General features: G+C 41.3%; 23 protein-coding genes, 1 pseudogene and 1 riboswitch. Of the genes and pseudogenes, 7 read left to right on the forward strand and 17 right to left on the reverse strand.

The window, feature by feature from the left end; translation table 11 throughout:
* Window positions 1-30: 30 nt before the first annotated feature.
* Window positions 31-756 carry a cobalamin-binding protein gene (locus tag A3M5_RS0113325; protein ID WP_018394266.1) on the forward strand — a complete coding sequence of 242 codons (726 nt, stop codon included), beginning with the start codon at window positions 31-33 and terminating at the stop codon, window positions 754-756.
* A gap of 24 nt (window positions 757-780) precedes the next feature.
* On the opposite strand, the gene A3M5_RS0113330 is transcribed toward A3M5_RS0113325, so the two are convergent.
* The 3 genes from A3M5_RS0113330 to A3M5_RS0113340 all read right to left on the reverse strand — a co-directional run bounded on the left by A3M5_RS0113330 (window position 781) and on the right by A3M5_RS0113340 (window position 3,119).
* Window positions 781-1,098 carry a YuiB family protein gene (locus tag A3M5_RS0113330; RefSeq protein WP_018394267.1) on the reverse strand — a complete coding sequence of 106 codons (318 nt, stop codon included), beginning with the start codon at window positions 1,096-1,098 and terminating at the stop codon, window positions 781-783.
* Between the two features lie 260 nt (window positions 1,099-1,358).
* Complete coding sequence (locus tag A3M5_RS0113335; protein ID WP_018394268.1) at window positions 1,359-1,838, reverse strand: NUDIX domain-containing protein; 480 nt, start codon at window positions 1,836-1,838, stop codon at window positions 1,359-1,361.
* Window positions 1,839-1,901: 63 nt separating this feature from the next.
* Window positions 1,902-3,119, reverse strand: coding sequence for an NAD(P)/FAD-dependent oxidoreductase (locus A3M5_RS0113340; RefSeq protein WP_026221721.1), 1,218 nt, complete (start codon window positions 3,117-3,119; stop codon window positions 1,902-1,904).
* Window positions 3,120-3,323: 204 nt separating this feature from the next.
* Between A3M5_RS0113340 and A3M5_RS0113345 the strand changes: the two genes are divergently transcribed.
* Together A3M5_RS0113345 and A3M5_RS0113350 are read left to right on the forward strand one after the other, a co-directional pair.
* Complete coding sequence (locus A3M5_RS0113345) at window positions 3,324-4,301, forward strand: NAD(P)/FAD-dependent oxidoreductase (RefSeq protein WP_026221722.1); 978 nt, start codon at window positions 3,324-3,326, stop codon at window positions 4,299-4,301.
* Between the two features lie 46 nt (window positions 4,302-4,347).
* Complete coding sequence (locus A3M5_RS0113350; protein ID WP_018394271.1) at window positions 4,348-4,989, forward strand: SDR family oxidoreductase; 642 nt, start codon at window positions 4,348-4,350, stop codon at window positions 4,987-4,989.
* A 170-nt stretch (window positions 4,990-5,159) separates the two neighbouring features.
* On the opposite strand, the pseudogene A3M5_RS24810 reads toward A3M5_RS0113350, so the two are convergent.
* The 4 genes and pseudogenes from A3M5_RS24810 to A3M5_RS0113365 form a co-directional block, all read right to left on the reverse strand.
* Window positions 5,160-5,252 (reverse strand): annotated as a pseudogene (locus tag A3M5_RS24810) (iron-sulfur cluster assembly accessory protein); the annotation flags it as partial.
* A gap of 245 nt (window positions 5,253-5,497) precedes the next feature.
* On the reverse strand, window positions 5,498-5,686 hold the full coding sequence (locus A3M5_RS0113355) for a hypothetical protein (RefSeq protein WP_018394272.1): 189 nt from the start codon (window positions 5,684-5,686) through the stop codon (window positions 5,498-5,500).
* Window positions 5,687-5,856: 170 nt separating this feature from the next.
* On the reverse strand, window positions 5,857-6,495 hold the full coding sequence (locus A3M5_RS0113360) for a hypothetical protein (RefSeq protein WP_018394273.1): 639 nt from the start codon (window positions 6,493-6,495) through the stop codon (window positions 5,857-5,859).
* A 398-nt stretch (window positions 6,496-6,893) separates the two neighbouring features.
* Window positions 6,894-7,328 carry an EamA family transporter gene (locus A3M5_RS0113365; protein WP_018394274.1) on the reverse strand — a complete coding sequence of 145 codons (435 nt, stop codon included), beginning with the start codon at window positions 7,326-7,328 and terminating at the stop codon, window positions 6,894-6,896.
* A gap of 558 nt (window positions 7,329-7,886) precedes the next feature.
* On the opposite strand from A3M5_RS0113365, the gene A3M5_RS24085 reads away from it, so the two are divergent.
* Window positions 7,887-8,009, forward strand: coding sequence for a YjcZ family sporulation protein (locus A3M5_RS24085; protein ID WP_018394275.1), 123 nt, complete (start codon window positions 7,887-7,889; stop codon window positions 8,007-8,009).
* 170 nt (window positions 8,010-8,179) lie between these two features.
* On the opposite strand, the gene A3M5_RS26185 is transcribed toward A3M5_RS24085, so the two are convergent.
* From A3M5_RS26185 to A3M5_RS0113400, 6 genes are all read right to left on the reverse strand, one after another.
* Window positions 8,180-8,380, reverse strand: coding sequence for a hypothetical protein (locus tag A3M5_RS26185; RefSeq protein WP_018394276.1), 201 nt, complete (start codon window positions 8,378-8,380; stop codon window positions 8,180-8,182).
* A 309-nt stretch (window positions 8,381-8,689) separates the two neighbouring features.
* Window positions 8,690-9,346 (reverse strand): hypothetical protein, encoded by a 657-nt coding sequence (locus A3M5_RS0113380; RefSeq protein ID WP_018394277.1) that lies wholly within the window; start codon window positions 9,344-9,346, stop codon window positions 8,690-8,692.
* Window positions 9,347-9,363: 17 nt separating this feature from the next.
* Window positions 9,364-9,624: a hypothetical protein gene (locus A3M5_RS0113385; protein ID WP_018394278.1), complete on the reverse strand. Its 261-nt coding sequence runs from the start codon at window positions 9,622-9,624 to the stop codon at window positions 9,364-9,366.
* Entirely contained in the window at window positions 9,621-9,908 is a 288-nt protein-coding gene (locus A3M5_RS0113390) for a hypothetical protein (RefSeq protein ID WP_155894713.1), read from the reverse strand. The genes A3M5_RS0113385 and A3M5_RS0113390 overlap by 4 nt, the downstream gene beginning before the upstream one ends.
* 96 nt (window positions 9,909-10,004) lie before the next feature.
* Window positions 10,005-10,673, reverse strand: coding sequence for a tyrosine-type recombinase/integrase (locus A3M5_RS24820; protein ID WP_196803567.1), 669 nt, complete (start codon window positions 10,671-10,673; stop codon window positions 10,005-10,007).
* Window positions 10,588-10,899, reverse strand: a complete 312-nt coding sequence (locus A3M5_RS0113400; RefSeq protein WP_051080872.1) for a HesB/IscA family protein — start codon at window positions 10,897-10,899, stop codon at window positions 10,588-10,590. The genes A3M5_RS24820 and A3M5_RS0113400 overlap by 86 nt, the downstream gene beginning before the upstream one ends.
* Window positions 10,900-11,119: 220 nt before the next feature.
* Between A3M5_RS0113400 and A3M5_RS0113405 the strand changes: the two genes are divergently transcribed.
* Complete coding sequence (locus A3M5_RS0113405) at window positions 11,120-11,818, forward strand: DUF2225 domain-containing protein (RefSeq protein ID WP_018394282.1); 699 nt, start codon at window positions 11,120-11,122, stop codon at window positions 11,816-11,818.
* Between the two features lie 40 nt (window positions 11,819-11,858).
* Here the strand turns inward: A3M5_RS0113405 and A3M5_RS0113410 are convergent, their stop codons facing one another.
* Complete coding sequence (locus A3M5_RS0113410) at window positions 11,859-12,095, reverse strand: YuzB family protein (protein ID WP_018394283.1); 237 nt, start codon at window positions 12,093-12,095, stop codon at window positions 11,859-11,861.
* Window positions 12,096-12,260: 165 nt separating this feature from the next.
* On the opposite strand from A3M5_RS0113410, the gene A3M5_RS0113415 reads away from it, so the two are divergent.
* Entirely contained in the window at window positions 12,261-13,328 is a 1,068-nt protein-coding gene (locus tag A3M5_RS0113415; RefSeq protein WP_018394284.1) for an NAD(P)/FAD-dependent oxidoreductase, read from the forward strand.
* A gap of 515 nt (window positions 13,329-13,843) precedes the next feature.
* Here A3M5_RS0113415 and A3M5_RS0113420 read toward each other — a convergent pair.
* Window positions 13,844-14,167: a hypothetical protein gene (locus tag A3M5_RS0113420; protein WP_018394285.1), complete on the reverse strand. Its 324-nt coding sequence runs from the start codon at window positions 14,165-14,167 to the stop codon at window positions 13,844-13,846.
* 51 nt (window positions 14,168-14,218) lie between these two features.
* Window positions 14,219-14,305: riboswitch (cyclic di-GMP riboswitch) on the reverse strand.
* A gap of 386 nt (window positions 14,306-14,691) precedes the next feature.
* Between A3M5_RS0113420 and A3M5_RS0113425 the strand changes: the two genes are divergently transcribed.
* Complete coding sequence (locus A3M5_RS0113425; RefSeq protein ID WP_018394286.1) at window positions 14,692-15,090, forward strand: cupin domain-containing protein; 399 nt, start codon at window positions 14,692-14,694, stop codon at window positions 15,088-15,090.
* 56 nt (window positions 15,091-15,146) lie between these two features.
* On the opposite strand, the gene A3M5_RS26860 is transcribed toward A3M5_RS0113425, so the two are convergent.
* Complete coding sequence (locus A3M5_RS26860) at window positions 15,147-15,224, reverse strand: hypothetical protein (protein WP_502685419.1); 78 nt, start codon at window positions 15,222-15,224, stop codon at window positions 15,147-15,149.
* A 329-nt stretch (window positions 15,225-15,553) separates the two neighbouring features.
* Window positions 15,554-17,707: an ATP-binding protein gene (locus A3M5_RS23810; protein WP_018394287.1), complete on the reverse strand. Its 2,154-nt coding sequence runs from the start codon at window positions 17,705-17,707 to the stop codon at window positions 15,554-15,556.
* Between the last annotated feature and the right edge of the window lie 68 nt (window positions 17,708-17,775).

The following is a 17,775-nucleotide window of genomic DNA, read 5'->3' on the forward strand; positions in this document are numbered from 1 at the left end:
ACAATGGAGAGAATAAAGGGGGAATTTTGAGTGAGGATTGTGTCTATTTGTCCGAGCAATACGGAAGTGTGCGAGTATTTAAGTATTGAAGATCAGATTGTCGGAGTCGATGATTATTCGGATTTGGAGCGGGTGAGGCTCGGGCCGGATTTATCAATTGATATGGAGAAGCTCGAAGCTTTGAAACCGGATATCGTGCTGGCATCACTTAGCGTGCCAGGGATGGAGAAAAATGTGGCAGAGCTTAAGCAGCGCGGTATTCCTCATATTGTGACGAATCCAAATTCGCTGGATGATATCGGTGTATCAATCATGCAGATTGGCGAGGCGTGCGGTGTAAATGGATCGGAAGCTAAGCAGCGGTGGCAGCAGTCGCTTGACACGTACCGTTCACGTAATTGGAATCGCTTAGTGCGCGTATACTGGGAATGGTGGCCGAAACCGGTGTTTACACCTGGACACGCTAACTGGCTGACAGAAATGAGCGAGTTGTGCGGAGCTGAAAATGTGTTTGCAGATCATAAAGAAGCAAGTGTACAGACAGACTGGGAAACGGTTGTGTCGAAAAAGCCTGATGTCCTGTTGCTTGCGTGGGTTGGTGTGATGACAGACAAAGTGAATACGGATGTTGTAAAGAAACGGCCAGGGTATGATGGTGTGCCGATTTATGTAATGGAAGAAAAATACTTTTGCCGCCCGTCGCCTCAGCTACTTGTCGGGCTTGAACAATTGGACAACGTTTTAAACGGAAAATAAAAAAACGACCCCAGCAGGATCGTCTTAAAACATTTGGTACCCTTTTGCACGCAAAAGACGCATGACAAATCCACTCGTAACAGCACCGAGAAAACCGATTGATAAAATGGTAATGTCAACAGGCTGCAGTCCAACGATTCTTTCGCCAAGAATGCCAAATGATTCATTCGTCTTAAATATGTAGTCAAATGTGCTAATGCCATCGACAATCGCGATCGTAACGAGCGGATAAATAACCGCCATGACCCACGTCATACGCAGCAGCATGTTTAAAATAAACCCGATGCCGAAAAAAAGTACAAAAAAGAGTAGTGACGACACGAGTACGGTTGCAATATGCATGAAACGATTCCCCCTAAACTCATTCCTTACTAGTTTACTGAACAATACAAAAAAGGTCAATCAACGAAACTGTGACAAAAAGCACCGGCAACGAGGGGGAATCGTTGCCGATGCTTTACAAAAGCATTTCCATTTCTTCTTTGAACGAAGGCGGAAATAAACTTCTTCTTAAATAGTATATCCAATTTCATCTCTTTTTATTCCATGATTACTTTTTTATTAATTCAAAACTTCCATTATTGTACATTAAAATACCCATTTTAAATGAAAAACCGGTATGACGTATAGCCAAATTGAGGACCTGGATCGGGAATTTCTTTACAGCCGAGACCGGCTGTTTCGAATAAAGTAACGATGTTTCGAAGCAAAACCGATGTGTCCGCACTTTCTTCCAGTTCTTTTACGGTCATCCAGCGCGCAGCAAACAGCTCTCCCGCATGTGCAGTCGGTTCTTTCTCTTCGTTAAGTGTCATATGAAAAATGATCATCGTATCGCTGACATCGCCTTTAATGACCCCTGAACGAATGCCTGCTACACCGCATATAGTAGCGTCAATATTCGTCTCTTCTTTCACTTCACGCACAGCCGCTTCGTCCGCACGCTCCCCTGCATCAACGAACCCCGCTGGCAATGACCACTGCCCTTTTAATCCACCATATGATTTTTTCACAACGAGCCAGCGTCCTTGACTGTCAATGACAGCCCCAGCTGCTGCTAACCATACTTTGCCTCTCTTCATGTGATCTCTTCCTTTCTAAAAATAAAAAAAGGCCCCGAATTAAAATTCAGAGCCCTCTGTTTATTAAAGTACGTTAAATTTACCTTTTTTCAATACAAGAGATGGTCCACCGATCATGAAGAGCGCACGGTTATCAATCATTTTCTTCATGAATGATGCTTTTGTACCAGTCAGTTTCTTGTCGAATACAACGCCGATCGCATCGTCATCACCAAGTGAACATACAGTACCTTTAATATCTGGTGTAAATGTTTCAAGATCACCTTCGCCTTTGAGCAATTTCACAATGTTGCGGGCAACTGTTTCACCTTGCTGCATCGAAATTTGCGCAGTTGGTGGGTATGGACGGTTAATTTCTTCATTAATCATCAGTGAGCAATCACCGATGACGAAAATGTCTTCTTGATTTGGCGCACGAAGATCAGGATTTACTTTTACGCGAGCACGCATATTTTCGATACCTGATTTTTCGATAATGCTGCTTCCACGAACACCAGCGGCCCATACAACGGTACCGGCTTTAATTTCTTCTGTTTCTGTTTCACCTTTGGCAACAATGATGCCTTCTGGAGTTGCGCCTTTAATCGGCGTACCGATTTTGAACTCAACGCCTTTTTTCTCAAGCAATGCAACCGCATATTTCACAAGTTCCGGATCGAAACCAGGAAGAACCATCGGTGCAGCTTCTACGCAATAAATGCGAACTTTTGAATAATCAATGTCGTATTCTTTGCAAAGCTCAGGAACGCGGTTCGCAAGCTCGCCAAGGAATTCAATGCCTGTAAAACCAGCACCACCGACAACAATCGTTAAGCGCTCGTCTTTTTTATCTTCTTCCAGTGCATATGTAGCGAATTGATAATCAATATGATCCCGCAGCTGACGCGCCGTGTTGACGTTCGAGATGGTAAAAGCGTGTTCTTTCAGTCCTTCGATTCCAAATGTTTCCGCTTCGCCGCCAAGTGCTACAACGAGGTAATCGTATTCCACTTCACCTGTGTTTAAAATGACTTTCTTTTCATCAGGTTTAATATCCTGTACTTCTGCACGGATAAATTCTACTTTGCTGCGGTTAATAACAGAATCTACATCGTAACGTACACGGTCGTGATGCAATGTACCTGCCGATGCTTCATGAAGCCATGTTGTTTCATAATGGTAATCATTTTTGTTTACGAGTACAATGTTTGCTTCGTCGACGGATAACGCTTTTTGAAGACGTGTTACAGTAACGAGACCACCATAACCGGCGCCTAATACTACAATTTTCGGCTTTTTCACTGTCATGTTATTTATCCACCTCTATTTTAAAATATTAGCGCAAAGAATGTGATACTCTTCACGTATGATTGTAAAAACATCTTTCATTTGTCACAAAATGTTTATATTTGCATAACTGTTTTAATCATAGACGTTTTCATTCCTTTTTTCAAGCTATTTCATCAAGAATTTTCCGACGCGACAGGAGGTGAAAAGTTTTGTATGATGAGAAAAAGGAGGGATAAATCAATGACAGATATTACAATTATTGGTGCTGGTCCTACTGGACTGTTTGCTGCATTTTACGCTGGAATGCGCGGGGCATCTGTTAAGATTATCGATAGTCTGCCGCACATGGGCGGACAGCTCTCAGCCCTTTACCCTGAAAAGTTTATTTATGATGTGGCCGGTTTTCCAACTGTACGGGCGCAGGAGCTAGTTGATCGGCTCGTCGAACAGATGAACCGGTTTCCAGTCGAAATTTGTCTAGAAGAATCTGTTGAAGTATTAGAGAAACAAACAGACGGCAGCATACGTCTTATGACGGATAAAGGGGAACATTTTACGAAAGCCGTTATTATTACCGCTGGAAACGGGGCATTTCAGCCACGTCTTCTTGAGGTTGAAGGGACTAAACATTTGCCGAATGTTCACTATTTCGTGACGGATTTAACAAAATTTGCTGGGCGTCGTGTTGCCGTTTTGGGTGGTGGCGATTCAGCGGTCGACTGGGCGATGATGCTTGAACCTGTTGCGAAAGAAGTGACGATTATCCACCGCCGCGACAAATTCCGTGCACATGAACATAGCGTCGAACAGCTGAATAACTCAAGCGTGCGGGTTGTGACACCATTTATACCCGTTTCGTTTGACGGGACGGTGCTTCGTCTTGATGAAGTGAAAGGCGACCGTACTGAATCGCTGGAAATTGATGATTTGATTGTAAATTATGGATTCGTTTCATCTCTTGGCCCGATGAAAAATTGGGGTCTAAGTATCGTCAAAAATCAAATTCCCGTCAATACACGCATGGAAACGAATATAGAAGGCGTTTATGCAGCAGGTGATATCGCCGCCTATGATGGGAAAGTCAAATTGATTGCGACCGGTTTTGGAGAAGCACCGACCGCCGTTAATAATGCCAAATCCTACATTGATCCGTCAGCGAAAGTACAGCCGCTTCACAGCACTTCCTTGTTTTAAATTCATTGGTGCGGGTAAAGTATTTATTAAAAAGGGTGATCCCATTATGAATGTACTCGTTATCGGTGCGGCCGGCAACATAGGCCGTCTCGTCGTCAAAAGCTTAGCCGAAAACATTCAGCACCATGTTAAAGCAATGGTGCGAAAAACAGATCAAATGCGCGATATGGAAAAATTAGACGCAAAGCCAATACTCGCTGATTTGGAACAGGATTTCAGCTATGCTATGAATGATGTAAACGCCGTTATTTTCACAGCCGGTTCAGGATCTTCAACCGGCCATGACAAAACGATTGCTGTTGACCTGGATGGAGCTGTCAAAGCGGTTGATCTCGCTGTCAAACATGGAATTAAACGGTTTATTATGCTCAGTTCAATGGGAGCCGATCAGCCTGACGCCTTCCCTGCCTTTATTCAGCCATATTTGGAAGCGAAACAAGCTGCTGACACTCATTTAATGAAAAGTGGATTGAACTACACCATTGTCCGGCCTGGTGAATTGACGAATAATCCGCCTACTGGAAAAGTGACCGCTGCTGTCCAAGTTCCTGATCGAACCGGCACCGTCTCCCGTGCAGATGTCGCAGAAGTGATTGTCCAATGCCTATTGTCACCTGAAACAGAAGGCCGTGTATTTGAACTAGTGGCGGGCAGTATGCCAATCAGCGAGGCGTTGAAACAAGTGTGATGAAAACCGGCTTCTGCCGGTTTTTGTCTATTTGCATGTTGCTTTACTCCCTCTTCATCCACGTTACTCAACTTCCGTTCACTTTACTCAGCTTCCACTAAAAAAACGCTATTAAAGGTAAAAAACAGGCAGAATGTATCTTCTGCCTGTTTTTAAAGAGCATTCTTCAATTAACAGCTCTCTCGTGTACCGGCCACTTTCGCTGTACGGAATGAAGAACCGCAGCCGCATGATGCGATGGCGTTCGGAATTTCAATTGTAAATTATGCGCTATAAGGTCGTTTTGTAAACGAAGCCCCAAGCGCTAACTTACCCGTATGCTTGCCGCTATATCGTAGTTATGTATTTTTTCGTTCTTACGTATTTAACGTAACGTGAATTATGTCTTCATTAAAATCAGCCCGAATTTTACAAGCATATTCGCACGCGCCAGTGCCTTATTATCAATTTTCATCGTTTATCATTCCTTCCCAGTTAAATAAAAAAAGAGCCGCCCGGAGGCCGCTCGTTATTTCTCTTCGCCCTTGTATCCTCTAGGGTTGTTGATGATACCCGCCAGCACTGCGATCGTTAGCAAGATGTCTACGTAAGCATCGTACCTTTCCGATGGGACCATTACACCAAAATCCTGCAGCACCATACCGACAAGCGCCGCCACTGCGATCCACAGTCCGTAGCTTTTCCACCGTTGTTTCATGCCTCAGCCCTCCTTCCGTACTTTCGAATTCCGGCTGAACATGCCCCACTTCCGATGCTGCGTCTGAGCTGGACATGCCGGTCATTACAAGATATTCGCCCGGTGTTGAGGCTACGACAGTTTGCGTCTGTTTTTTTTCATTCAGCTGCCATTCAATCGCGCATGTTTATTTACTCTGCTTTTGCTTCCGGGTCAACGTACAGATGCGGCTTATTTGCATGGCGCGTAAATTCCGGTCCGATGATACGGTCAAGCGCTTCAATCTCGATTGATTTATCACGGAATAACAGCCGGCCGACTGCCTCGCTGACATATCCAGCGATTTCAAGCGCTTTTTGTTGTTCCGGCATCATCGCCTTTTCCGAAACAGCTTGGTACACGCCACTCAACTTTTGCTTTACCTGCGGGCTATTCCCCGAGCCATTGATAACATTCGTTGCAAGGTCAGCAAACTCACCGGCAATCTGTTTCGCCAGGTACGGCTCTTTTTGTTTTGCGGCGAACTCGTTGATCGCTTGAATCGATGTTTCCGGGTTGGTGCCGAGCATTACGTTCATTTTCAGCGTTTGAAGTTCACGTTCAAACGACTTGATAGTAATTGCGTCCGGCTTTGACGGCTCTGCGTTTAGAACCACTTCGGCTTGTGTTTGCGCTTTGACAACCGCTTTGTCGTAATCATCACGCAGCTTTTTCGCTATTTCTATAAATTCACGGCCGTATTTCTGCTTTAATTCCGTACGTGCCGCTTCCTTACCTACCTCACTCAGCGTCCGATCGTTATTGATGCCGCTCACTTCCTCGGCGTACATTGTTTGTACTGTCCTGGCGACGAGCGTTGGCTGTCTTGATGAAATATCCTGCGTCTACTCAAATGCCTGTAACATAGATTCGAAATTTTGTTTAATATCACTCATTACGTTTATTTAATTCTTTTAACGTTGTTGGCACCTCAATAGTATATTAAACATATGAAGAAGTTAACTTTGAATTATAAACGACTTTATAAACAAACGTACGGGTTTATAAACGTGGATTTGCGGTGTTTTGACGGAGTTGATAAATCGTTCGTTTTTTAGACAATAAAAAAGTATCCAAAAAAAGGATACTCTTGTTAAACAAACACACATGGATGATAGATGAGGTAAATGCTATTTTCCATATATAGTCCACACCTCAGCCAGTTTTTCTTTTCCAATTTGGTTACCTGTTAATTTTTTGCGACCAGAATCAGTCCAACTATACAAAGAACAATACCTATGTAATTAGCTGGGGCAATATGTTCCCGAAAGAAAAGCAGGCCAACAGGGATTAATATCAGGGCCACAGAAACATTAACAAGCAGGCTGGCTACGCCGATATTCCAGCCGTTGCGGTAAGCAAACAGGAAGCCGAGTTCAACGCCAACTACGGCAAACCCTAACGCAAAGGTGGCCCAGTTTAGTTGTCGAAAATCCTGAAAAACACTTATCGAACCGCCTTTTGATACCAAATAAGCAATGGCAGCTGTTATCCCGGCGACCATATATGTAACTATAAGAGACAGATATGGATCAGCGTTAGGAGCTATAGATTTTTGGAAAACATTGTATAAAACGAACGACAACACGGCGAGGGCAAGTGGTAAATATAGAGATAGAGACATTTAAATTACTCCTTTCTTTCATTTTCTATTGATTCCATGGAAAATATTTTTTCATCTCCGAAACAAAAAGTAATATTACCATTATCTAACTAGTTTATAAATTTATACTATACTTGTAATAATATAAGTGTACTTGTAGTAATCGGCACCCCCTGAGTTTTTGGAGCACGTCTGTCCAGTGACCATCCAGCCGATGAAAATCACAACGGATCATACTGAAATATTATGAAAGCGGAAGGCTGACAACGTATTATTTCGGCGTTCAAAAATTCCCGGTGACTCTACGTTTGGAACCGTGTGCGTGTAAAAACTGAACTAAACTGCATCGCCAAAGTGTTTCGAGGCTTGTCCGTTAGAGGCTTGGTGCCGATGAAACGAATCAACTTATTATTCTCTTCACAAAAAAAGATTATCAGTGGGGACAAATGCTTAATCCAATACGTTTCTCTGTTCATATCTTGTAAGATAGATCCAATTATTATAGGTCAATTAAAAGATATTAGAGATATTGATTTATATAATTGCTTCGCTACCTCTCTGTAAAGGAGTTGAAATGATATGGGTGGTTACCAAGGCGGTTACGGCTGTTGCGGCGGCGGTGGTTACGGCGGCACCTTTGTGCTGATTGTAGTGTTGTTCATTCTTTTAATCATTGTTGGTGCTTCATTCATGAAATACTAATTTAAACGATCAGGCGCCATTTCAACGATTCCCCCGGGAGTTCTCAATCGCTGAAATGGCGCTCCTGTCTGTATTGCGCAATATATTGTACAGAGGTATCGCGTTAAATGTGCGGCCAGCAAACCGACTAATACCGATACAGCCATGTGTTTTTGGCGTCGATTTGCGGCCTACATTTCCGCAAGAACACGCTCGCTTTCCTCGCTGACTAAACGGTCCAGCGTACCGTTGTAGTAGCCCGCCAGGTTCTTTATACGCTTCGATTTCATCGCCATTACTGACGCCCGCAATGCTTCATATCCGGCACGTTCAACGTCTGCCCGTTCGAATGATCCGTACTTAGTTAACGGCTTAGAATGCGCCTTATACACTCCGTACAGACGGCTAATGAGCGGTTAATTATCGCCGATAGTATTCGAAATGAACTCTTTAAAACGACGGTAAAACGGTCGGCACGGCGAAGACTTATACGTATTATTAATAACCGTATTTGTCTTAGGTATGATATTGTCTTCTTGCTCCCCGTTTTTTGCTTCTTCTTTTTCTTACTCATATCGGCGCGCTCCTTCTCGCATTTTGATACTGCTACCGTATCATTCCGCAAAAGGTAAACACGTCTTGAACCCGCACCAGCGTTGCGTTTGGCGCAATCTTGATCCTTTATTAGCATCGTTTAAAACTTACTTTAGTCCACTAAAATTCTTTATTAATTTGTCTAAAGTTACTCTTATGTCCATCGCGTCTCTTCTCGTAACATAAGGAATATTAATCATATTTGGGTGAACCAAATTTCTAGATTTCCTCACTTTTTTCATTATGTCATGTTGTGTCTTATTCAAAATTCCTTTGGCAAATGCATCGGATGTCATATCCTCAAACGTCCTTCCGTTCTCAGGAGGATTCAATTTGGCATGCAACATTCCTTCGAAAACAGCACCGCATAGTAGAGCAAATGAAAGCCAAGCACCTTGTTCAAAGTTTTTCTCGGCTTCTTCATAAAAATTACCCAGTCTTTTTCTTAAAGAATTATTTTTTACCCAAGGGAAGAGTAAACTGTAATCCTTTATTCCATGATAATGTAAAGCTATTAACAGACTATCTACATGCCTCATTAGTTGATATTCTGCTGCAATAATTATTTTGTTACCTTCCATTCTGCCCTCATCATTGGATACGTTTGACAAAGCACCAGTTTGAACTGAGAAATATCCAAGAGAAAAGGCAGGCAAAATAGGAATATTTATCTCCCATAAATACGGATAAACATCACTGTTTGTAGAGTGGTTTAAACGGCACTTTATATTTTTAAAAGGTACCTGAATCAAAATAGACTTCATTTTCTTACCTCCAAAGTTTAATTACTTTGCAGCTGTTTAAGATAAAGATTATCCAGTATACGATCTAGCACGCCATTATAGAAGCCCAGCAGGCTCTTCTTGACACGTTTAGTCTTCGTAGCCATTACAAGGGCTCTCAGCGCCTCATAGCCCGCACCAACATTGCGTTTGGCGCAACTTGATCCTCGTTCACATGGCGTATTAATACCGCTGACATACACGTTTATAGGCATCGATTTAAACGTAATGGGAACACCACTTTTCTGTAATTCCGTCATTCCATCGCTTCTAACATCGCACTCAATAAGCCACTCTGACGGAACTTAACGCCATGTGTGACGGCCTTCCATACGACATACAGCACACTTTTAAGACTGCGGACTTTACCGAGCTTATATGAATAGATCGCGGATTTAAACGCCTTAATATAGGCATCCTCGTCGTCCTCAACGCAGATAGACCGATCGACAGGCGCTTTTGCACGCAGCAGCACGCCATACATATCGTATAATTCAGCCGCATTGAAGAACGGAGCCATTGCGCGGTGTAGGTTTTCAGGCATTTTATCTGCCATATAAGACGAATCAAATGCGGGCTCCTCCGTATCTGTAAGTAATTTTAAAGGGCTAATTGTGCTTGCAATGGCCCTTTTTTTGTTTTAACGTAATCTTGTACGAAACTTCTTTACCGGCGAAAACTGTTCGTGGTTGATTCTCACATCATCGGTAATCATTTGAACGTAACGGCGGGTCATTTGTAGCGAACTATGGCCGAGCAAACGCATTAATGTATAAGGGTCGCCGCCATTTAGAATGTAATTGCGTGCAGCTGTATGGCGCCATGTATGCGCAGTCGAGCGAATCTCCTTGCCTACTCCGGTTATATCTCCGTAATACTTTAAACGCTTGTTCATTTGTGAATCTTTCACTTCTTCACCGTAGCAAGACAAAAATACCTTTTGGGCATGCGGAAAATGCACCTTATTCTCGTCTATCAATTCGAGTAACCACTTTACCGTTTCAGCCGTTAGTTGACTGATTCGCTCTCTTTTCCACCTTCGTACGTCTTCGCTTGATTGATCGTTCTTCCGACATAAAAAAAACGCCTCCCAACGTATCGTTAAATACGTCAAGAAGCGTAAAAATAAATAGCTCGATATAGTCAAGGTGCTGGCCTTACAACGAAAGCCCCGCAAATTGAATACGTAAGCCCCACCGATTAACTTAGCGGATTGCTTAACGTTAACATTCCTCCGGCGTGCCAGTGTTGGTCGCTGTACGGAATGAAGAACCGCAGCCGCATGATGCGATGGCGTTCGGATTTTCAATTGTAAAGCCGCCACCCATGAGCGATTCTTTATAATCAACGATCGTACCGTTTAAAATCGGTACACTTTCTTTCGCAACGACAATGTGAATGCCGTACTGGTCAAGTTCGAGATCCGTTTCTTCCACATCAGGCGTAAAGCCCATTCCGTATGAAAGACCGCTGCACCCGCCGCCATGCACCGCAACACGCAAGTTTGCACCTTCTTCTTCATTTTGTTTCATCATATCTTTTATTTGAAAAGCCGCCGCTTCCGTAATGGTTACAATTTGTTGTTCAGACAAACGAAATCTCCCCTTTCCTTTTCCTCTAGTATACGGTGTATCAGCCGAATCCTCAACTGAACTGTTTGCTGATTTTTTTAGAAAAGTAATCCCTTTTACCTTATTCGTATGTATAATAAAATAAGCACAAAGACCTTGTATTAATCGTCAGGAGGCTTAAACAATGACAAATATCCACCCGTTTTATCATAAAGAAACAAAATGCCCATTGTGTCAACAAACATTTAATACGACGAAAGTACGTAAAAGCACCATTAAAGTTGCCGGACATGACACAGATTTAAAACCGATCTATGAAGATGGCCAAATTAACCCCTCCTTTTACAACGTGTCTGTTTGTCATCATTGTGGCTATTCCTTTACCGAAGACTTTGCGCCTTATTTTGCGCCTGGAACGGCTGACGTGCTACGTGCCTCTATATCCGACCATTGGGTGGAACAAGATTACAGCGGAGAACGAACCTCTTCAAAAGCGATTAAAAGCTTTAAACTCGCTTTATACTCAGGCGTTTTGAAAAAGGAAAAGCATCTGACGCTTGCAGGGCTTGCACTTCGAATCGCATGGATTTACCGCGATCTCGGACGAAATAAAGAAGAAAAACGATTTATGTCCATTGCTGCTCGTGAATATGAAGAAGCATTTTCTAAAGAAGATGTTTCTGCGAAAATGTCAGAAATCAAAGTGTTGTATTTACTCGGGGAGTTAAATCACAAGCTCGGCAAATTCGACAAAGCCGTGTCCTTTTTCTCAAAAGTCATTGAGCGGCAACGCAATTCGAATGAAAAGCAAGTTATTGAAATGGCGCGTGAACGTTGGCACGAGCTTCGCAAGCATATGAAAGCACAGGGACAATCAGCCTAAGAAAAACCGGGGTGCCGCATATACCCCGGTTTTTTGACGTTTAAAACAGCCATGTTTCGTCTATAAATGTATATATATTAGCAACGAGTTCGTCCGGCGTCTCTCCGCCGACAACTTCCCCGTTGACGAGTGCGAATGGCGATTCCGAACATCGTGTACAGTAGCTGAGACAGCCGTATTCGATCACATCAAGATTAGAATCACGCTCTAATTGTTCAAACGCTTTTTGCGATCCGTTTGCCAAATTGCTGACGCAAAATTCGATGATTGGTTTCATACTATAAGTTCACCTCTTCTGTTTCATTGTACTACCAAATTCATTTTGAAAAAAGCCACAAGTTTCCTCTGTGCCGGTTGTATAATAATGCTGTTTTGGTTATACTTGGTGTGAATAAACGAACAGGCTTATATACATATAATATTGAATAAAGGGGTCGTACCTATGAGAAATTTAGTTTTGCTAGGGGGAGGCTATGGAAACATGCGTGTGCTTCTCAGGCTGCTTCCGAACCATTTGCCCGACGATGTCACAATTACACTCGTGGACAGAGTGCCATACCACTGTTTAAAAACGGAATATTATGCGCTTGCGGCTGGAACTGCATCTGATCATGAAGTGCGTGTGTCATTTCCAGAACACGAAAAATTAAAGCTTATTTATGATGAAATTGCAGCAATTGATGTCGACAAAAAAGAAATTGTATTAGAAACGAACGGTGCACTTGCCTACGATGATCTTATTGTTGGTCTAGGCTGTGAAGATAAATTTCATAACGTGCCAGGTGCTGCCGAGCATACACACAGCATTCAAACCATTCATAAATCGCGTCAAACGTACCAAACACTCAATAACATGCCTGCAGGCTCCAAAGTCGGCATTGTCGGCGCTGGCCTTTCCGGTATCGAACTGGCAAGTGAGCTGCGTGAAAGCCGCCCAGATCTTGACATTAAACTCTTTGACCGTGGACCGCGCATTTTGAAAGACTTCCCGCAAAGACTGAGCCGCTACATTGAAAAATGGTTTACCGATCACGGTGTTGATGTCATTAGCGATGCAAATATTACGCGTGTGGAGCCGAATCGCCTTTACAATCATGAAGATGTATACCCGATGGATGCGATCGTCTGGACAGCGGGTATTCAACCTAGCCATGTCGTACGTGAAATGAATGTTGAAAAAGACCGATCCGACCGTGTTATATTGACTTCCCATCATAATGTGCCGGGCAATGAACACGTTTATGTTGTAGGTGACTGTGCAAGCTTGCCGCATGCACCAAGCGCACAGCTGGCTGAGGAACAAGCTGAGCAAATCGTCGACGTTTTACAGAAACGTTGGAAAGGTGAACCGCTTCCTGAAAAAATGCCAGAAATGAAACTAAAAGGCGTACTTGGTTCACTCGGCAAAAAGCAAGGCTTTGGGTTTGTAGCGGATCGCGCCATTACAGGGCGTGTCGCACGATTCTTGAAGTCTGGTGTATTATGGATGTATAAATATCATAATGGATGAGGAATAATCTTAGGTAAGATTAATCTGAAAACACTGGTATATCAATGTTTCTGAAAAAGCACTCCTCAAAATAAATAAAAACCCGTCAAAAAACGGGCAGGGAAATGGCGGGGGAACCCGCCGTTTTTTATTTACTAAAAATTTTTTCTTCTATCTGGTACTACTTCGTCCATTGTTGCAGGAAATAAAAGGTTATCATCGTACTCTATAGTGACCCATCCATCCCCTTGATTCTTTTTTAATCACCCTTCGATAAAAGGAGGTACTAACCTTCTCTTTATTCTTTTCTATCACTACTTTAGCTATCCTCTTCACCATTTTCTCTTCCCTTAATCATGTATTTCAACAAAGGGAATCCTGTTCCTTCAAAACAATACACTGCCTTAAAAATAGCACCTGTATCCTTTTATTTTTTACTTGCTCAATATATACGGCATCTGTACGACAAAAAAGGGTACTCACGGAATATTCACTCTTTTCTACACGCTCAAAACTTTACTATTAGCGTCCCATTTTTATTGTTCTCCCCTTCTACCTTCGTAAATGGATTGGAGTCGGCTTTCTGCTTCTTGAGAATCCATCGATAAACCAGTCAAAAATGCTAACATGTTATCTTCTTCTGAAAGTTTTCTTATCGAACGGAAGATATTGGGTTTCTGCTCTTTTATTAATGTTATTACTTCAATAGTAGGTAACACTCTTTCTTGAACATTTATCCTTAAAAAAGAGCGCAAAAACCGCACAAATACTGATGTCGAATCAAAGTCATCGGGATAGTTTTGCAATAATAAAAAAAACTTTTCAACGTTCATTTTTAATTCATTTGTTTCTCCCCGCATTTTTCACCCACCTTAAACAGTTATTGGTCCAAATACGGAGTTAAAGCCCTATTTGGCAACCTGGCTGTCATAGTCCATAAGAATGTTAGACCCGTAGTTTTGCGTCCTTACCTTTCGATAAGTTTGCCTTTTTCATTAAGAATTTATATACATTAAATCATGTCGAATAATGTCGCGTCAACAAAATCGATTTGCTTCATTTCACAGGAGGTCGGTCGGTTCATTTAACGAAGAATCCACCAGACGCTACTCAATTTATGAGAGAGATATATGCCAAAGATACTCTTCCAGCTATTTTTGCTTGTTCTAAATTCAATTTACTAATACTGCTTTCATCGCTCTCAATGACCGTAAAGATTGTTTGTATTCGTAAATAAGTATCCGCATATCGGTTCTGGTGCAAACATAGTATAATTTTTAACACTATATGTTAATAAAGTGCATACTTTGTTTTTGGAACATTAGATTATATAATGAGCATAGTATCAATTTAATCAAAAACTACATAAATAGGAGTGTCACACATGACTAAAGTATTGAGCGAAACACCAGGAATTCAAGTATTTAAAGCAGCAGATTTAGAAAAAACGTTTCCAAAACTAGATGTATCTACCATTATTAGCCAACCAGGAGTGAACAGCCAAATTGTTGACGTACCGGTAGCAGAAACACCAAATCCACTTACACTCGGCTTCTTTTCTATGCAGCCTGGCGAATCATTTGAATTCTTATATGAAGTTGTAGAATATAAAGTTGTTACAAAAGGTAAATTTGTTTTGCGTGACCTACAAGGCAACAGATATGAAGCAGAAGCAGGAGATGTCGTCCTTTTCACACCTAATGTACCCGTTATTTTTGATGGTGAAAGTGATGGAGAAGCGATCTACACAGCACACCGTCCGGCTGACGCTTCATTTATGTAAGAAGTAAAGAGGCGCTTAAAAATAGAAGCAATCGGTGAATCACCGATTGCTTCTATTTATTTTGTGTTTTTCTTTTTAGCCGCGTCCTCCAGTTTGCTTTTTGGCTCTTTAGCGAATTTCTGTAGGTTTGGAATACAGTTTGATTTAAAGTATCGTACGAAGCCTTATTTTGCAACAAATGAAAAGAAACCATTTTGAATAAAGATTGATCAAAATGGTTTCCATTGAGAGCGTAAAATATCTGGTTCTGGTGCAAAAAATTCAATTGCTACATATATACTTATTCTAGATAGGAAAAGAGGGTCATGAACACTTGACCTTAATTTTTGTGCCCAGATAAGTATAGACAGTTCAGTTATAGTATGATATTGAAAGATTCATACAGATTCCACTTAGGAAACTTTTCGTTTCTTTATACCTTCCCCAATTATTTATACTAGAACCCTTCTACCTTATTTAATTGTTACTGATAGACAGGGAATAGGATGGAGAAGCATGCTCCTTTATTTACTTCACTTGTTACTCGGATCTGTCCATTCATGCCTTTTATAAGACTAAAGGAAACCATCATTCCGAGTCCCGTTCCTTTTTCATTTCCCTTTGTTGAAAAATAAGGCTCGCCAAGACGGCTTAATTGTTGTGGTGTCATTCCTATACCTGTATCCTGTATGTCAATTTGGACATTGAACTCATTTGAGAGTAAGTTCAGCTGCAGTTTCCCACCATTCGGCATTGCTTCTATTCCATTTTTCAGTATGTTAATTAAACCTTGTTGTAATTTACTTCTTTCACCTAAGATGAAATAATTGGCCTGTTTGTTAAACGTGAAGCTAATGTGAACGGCATTCATGTTAGCCAACGGAGTAATGATTTGGATCGTAGACTGGATTTCTTCCAACACGTTTACTTTCTCCACTGTTATAGGTGCCGGTTTAGCAAACGTTAAATAATCATTGATAATTTCTGTTGCCCGGTCAATCTCTTTTAGAGCGATATCTAGGAAATGTCCTCCATTTTCCAACGATGGATCTTCATGTAGCAGCTGCATAAACCCCCTCGCTGCCGTTAACGGGTTCCTTACTTCATGAGACATGCTAGCTGCGAGATGGCTGACAATCTCTAATTTTTCAGATTTTCGTAAGAGCTCTTCTGTTCTTTTTCTTTCGGTGATCTCCTCGTAAATGCCAAAAACACCAATCACATCTTCAGCAGCCCAAACTGGTACAAACGTAACCGTATAGTCGAAAGAAGAGTGTGCCTCTACTTCAATCGTCGTTTCAAAACTTTGAGGCTTCCCTTGAAGCGCTTTTTCAAAATAGTGGGTTGGGTACGATTTTTTCAATTGAGTCAGCAGCCGTTCTTCCCACTCATCTGTACGATTTGTTTTAGCACGGTTTACCTGCAAACTATTTCCCTCTACATCAAATAAAACAATCGTATCCGGATGGTTTTCAAAAAGAGAACGATACCGCTGTTCACTTTCTATGAGCATCTTTTTTGTTTTTTCTAATTGGCGCGTTCGATTTCCTACGATTTCTTCCAAATGACTATTTAAATAAGAGAGTTCTTCATTCTTTAAAGATAATTGAGCCGTTCTTTCCTTCACTTTATCTTCCAATGTTTCATTTATATTTTTAATGTTTCGTAATATCGTATCATTTTCATGAAGAATAATGGCATGTCTGATCATATTAAAGATCAATATGACGATCACACCAATAAATATAGTCAGTAATTCATTTTTTTGAAAAAAAGCGATGACAATCAAAACAATGACACTTATATAAGGGATAATCAGTCGACTCATTTTCAAAATGCTCTGTTCTTTAATGGTGTTCTCTCTGTAGTTATTCGCTGCTCCTTTTTCAAAAAAGCTGGATAATCCGATGATTAATAAAGCTATACTCCATAACGGTTCTATTAGTGTAAATGGTTCTAGTCTATTAAATATAGATAGATACAGCCAAATAGAATCAGCAATGATGTATAGCATCATGGCGCTTAATTGTAGTGTAAATACTTTGAAAGGAAAAAATTTTTGATAAGATAAATAAACAAAAATGATCACCATCAAGGTACATAAATAAATAGTGGAGAAGCTGAAAGAAACTGTTATATAGAACAAAGAAAACTGGGAATCAAATAAAATTTCTTTAAACAAGTACAACCAGCTGACCGTAAACAAAACAGTGATCACGATGCACGCTTCAAACCATAACTGCCATATGCGGTATTTATGTTTGTCCGTGTATACTTTATAAAGCAAGGCGGATAAATACAACAATACATTGATAGCCCAAAACAAATCGGCCCACCCTGGAAAGGTGTAGATCGCTTCTGTCCTGAGATCGTAAGTCCATATTAATTGCCCGAGAAGAAAGCTCAAACAGCTCGTCATTAATAGAAACCAATACTTCTTTTGTTCTCTTCTAATTCTTTTAATGTTCACGTACATAAAGATAAACGACATTAAAGGGGCCATCAACGCAAAAAAGCTTCCTCCGAAATATCTTAATTCTTTATCATTCCAAAAATAAAAAAGCCATGCATAGTATGTTAATGAGTAAAGGATGACCATACATATAATGATTCTTATTCGCTTCTTTTGAAAAAGCATCGGTTATTCTCCTTTTACATAAGTTGATCGTTTGACTTTACATTCTAAGATAGAGCCGGCCGATAGCT

This window comes from Bacillus sp. 37MA (genome assembly GCF_000372765.1).
Taxonomy (GTDB): Bacteria; Bacillota; Bacilli; order Bacillales; family Domibacillaceae; genus Domibacillus; species Domibacillus aminovorans.